Annotated in this window: 3 protein-coding genes; all 3 read right to left on the bottom strand. The window is 41.2% G+C overall.

The genetic code is table 11. From position 1 onward, the window contains the following. On the bottom strand, window positions 1–803 hold an 803-nt coding region (locus PSN35_RS06845), incomplete at its 3' end, for a DNA repair protein RadA (protein ID WP_300031302.1). Next, window positions 803–1,255, bottom strand: coding sequence for a transcriptional regulator NrdR (gene nrdR, locus PSN35_RS06840; protein WP_300031299.1), 453 nt, complete (start codon window positions 1,253–1,255; stop codon window positions 803–805). The genes PSN35_RS06845 and nrdR, both read right to left, overlap by 1 nt. Window positions 1,256–1,273: 18 nt before the next feature. Further along, window positions 1,274–2,527, bottom strand: coding sequence for a serine hydroxymethyltransferase (glyA, locus tag PSN35_RS06835; RefSeq protein WP_300031296.1), 1,254 nt, complete (start codon window positions 2,525–2,527; stop codon window positions 1,274–1,276). Window positions 2,528–2,839: the final 312 nt, after the last annotated feature.

Below are 2,839 nucleotides of genomic sequence, written 5' to 3'. Positions count from 1 at the left end.
GTTTCGCCCATGGCAAATACACTGATCTCATTAACAGCACCAAAGCGATTTTTAACCGCACGAATAATACGGTAGCGCCCACCGGCATCACCTTCAAAATACAACACTGCATCTACCATATGCTCAAGTATTCTTGGGCCTGCTAAAGCGCCACCTTTGGTGACATGACCAATCATCAGCAAGATAGTGTTGGTTTGTTTGGCAAATTGGGTTAGCTGGGCAGCGCAATCGCGCACTTGAGTAACCGAGCCTGGTGCAGAGGTTAAGCCGTCAGTTACCATAGTTTGAATGGAATCGATCACAATAACTTTTGGCTTAACTTCTTTAGCCAACTTAATGATTTTTTCTAAATGCGTTTCACTGAGTAACAATATATCTTCATTAATACCCAAACGTATAGCTCGATCACTCACTTGCTCTGCTGACTCTTCACCACTCACATACAGCGTGGTGTCATTTTTATTAATGGCGGCCATGGCTTGTAGGATAAGGGTAGATTTACCAATACCAGGATCGCCACCAATTAACACCACGGAACCATCAACCAATCCACCGCCAAGGGTTCGATCCAGCTCACTTAAGCCGGTGGTAAGTCGCTCTCTATGTTCTGACTTAATATCAGAAAGATTTTGCACAGTTGAAGGCGGAAGGTCTTTAAGGCTTTCAGGTTTAGATGAAGTAGCTTGAGATAAAACAACCTCTTCTAATGTATTCCACTCTTTGCAAGTAAGACATTGCCCAGCCCACTGTGGTTGAGATGCGCCACACTCACGACAAATAAACTCGCTTTTAGTCTTAGCCATTATTTTTTCATGAGTTTTTCAATCTCATTTTTAAAGGCTTCAATATCCTGGAATTGACGATAAACTGAAGCAAAGCGAATATAAGCCACTTCATCAAGTGCTTTTAACTCCTGCATGACCCACTCACCAATTTTATCCGAAGATACTTCACGCTCAGCTTGAGTCATGAGTTTGCGCTCAATACGTTGAATAGCTGTTTCAATTTGAGAGGTTTTAACCGGTCGTTTTTCTAAAGCTTTAAGCAAGCCAGAACGAAGCTTGTCTTCACTAAATGATTCACGAGATTCATCACTCTTAACCAGTCTTGGTAGATTGAGGTCAACCGTTTCACGGGTTGAATAACGCTCGCCACAAGAAGTGCACTCGCGACGACGACGCACTTGTGAGCCATCATCGATTAGGCGAGTATCTAATACCTTGGTGTCATCAGACTGACAAAATGGACAGCGCATTCTCCCCCTTGAGTAATGCTAAGAGTAAACCGGATGTGCTGCGCAAAGTTCAGTAACTTTAGCTTGCACTTCATCAATAACCGCTTGATTTTCAAGATCATCACAAATATCACACATCCATGAAGCTAGATTTGCACAATCAGTTTCATCAAATCCGCGTGTGGTTGCCGCCGGTGTGCCCACACGAATACCACTAGTGACAAATGGTGATTGAGGATCATTAGGTACAGCGTTCATATTTACAGTAATGTGCGCCGCACCTAGTGCTGCGTCAACAGCCTTACCAGTTAAGCCTTGATCAATAAAACTTACTAAGAATAAATGATCGTCTGTACCGCCAGAAACCACATCAAAACCGCGCTGAATAAAAGTATCGGCCATTGCTTGTGCATTGATCTTAACTTGCTTTTGGTAAGCCTTGTATTCATCGCTCATTGCCTCTTTAAAGCAAACCGCTTTAGCCGCAATAATATGCATTAATGGGCCACCTTGAATACCTGGGAAAATTGCAGAGTTAAGTTTTTTCTCAATTTCTTCGTTGGCTTTGGCTAGAATCAAACCACCACGAGGGCCGCGCAAAGTCTTATGAGTTGTGGTAGTTGTTACATCAGCAATACCTACTGGAGATGGATACTCACCCGTTGCAATTAAACCGGCAACGTGCGCCATATCAACAAACAAATAAGCACCAACACTATCAGCAATATCTCTAAAACGCTGCCAATCAACAACACGTGAGTATGCTGAAAATCCTGCAATAATCATCTTTGGCTTGTGCTCTTGGGCCAACGCCTCCACTTGAGCGTAATCAATCTCACCTGTTGATTCATCCAAACCATATTGAATGGCATTGAAATTTTTACCTGAAAAAGAAGGTGCCGCACCATGTGTCAAGTGACCACCATGCGCCAAGCTCATGCCTAAAATGGTATCACCTGGTACTAATAATGCTTGAAATACTGCTGCATTAGCTTGAGAGCCAGAATGAGGCTGCACGTTAGCGTAATCTGCACCAAATAATTCTTTTGCACGATCAATCGCCAATTGTTCCACCACATCAACATGTTCACAACCGCCGTAGTAACGCTTTTTAGGATAACCTTCTGCATACTTATTGGTAAGCTGCGAACCTTGCGCCTCCATAACTGCTGGTGACGTATAGTTTTCACTAGCAATTAACTCAATATGCGCTTCTTGACGAGCTTCTTCTGCGCTAATAGCATTAGCAATATCGATATCTACTTTAGATAATGTTTGAGATTTATTAAACATGGTACTCCTGATTAAAATTGATAGAAAAACTATTTTAGGGGATAAAATAGAATTAATTTTATAGTATTTTTGTGGTTAATATTAGTCAGTTGGAAAACCCCATTGTTTGTATTTTTTGGATTTTCCTTGTAAATTGTAAAGCCATTATTCTTAAATTGTTTTTATAATTTTATTAACGCACAACCTCTTTATCAATATGGAAATAAACATAAAACAGCTTATTAGCCTTATCAAACAAGTCGCCCAAACAGAACTACTACCGCGCTTTCAACATGTTACTAAATCATACAAAGCTGATGGCAGTATTGTGAC

The sequence above is a fragment of the Candidatus Thioglobus sp. genome, from assembly GCF_028599055.1.
GTDB lineage: Bacteria > Pseudomonadota > Gammaproteobacteria > PS1 > Pseudothioglobaceae > Thioglobus_A.
The sequence above is the reverse complement of the archived record's forward strand: the minus strand, read 5'-3'. Positions and strand labels throughout refer to the sequence as shown.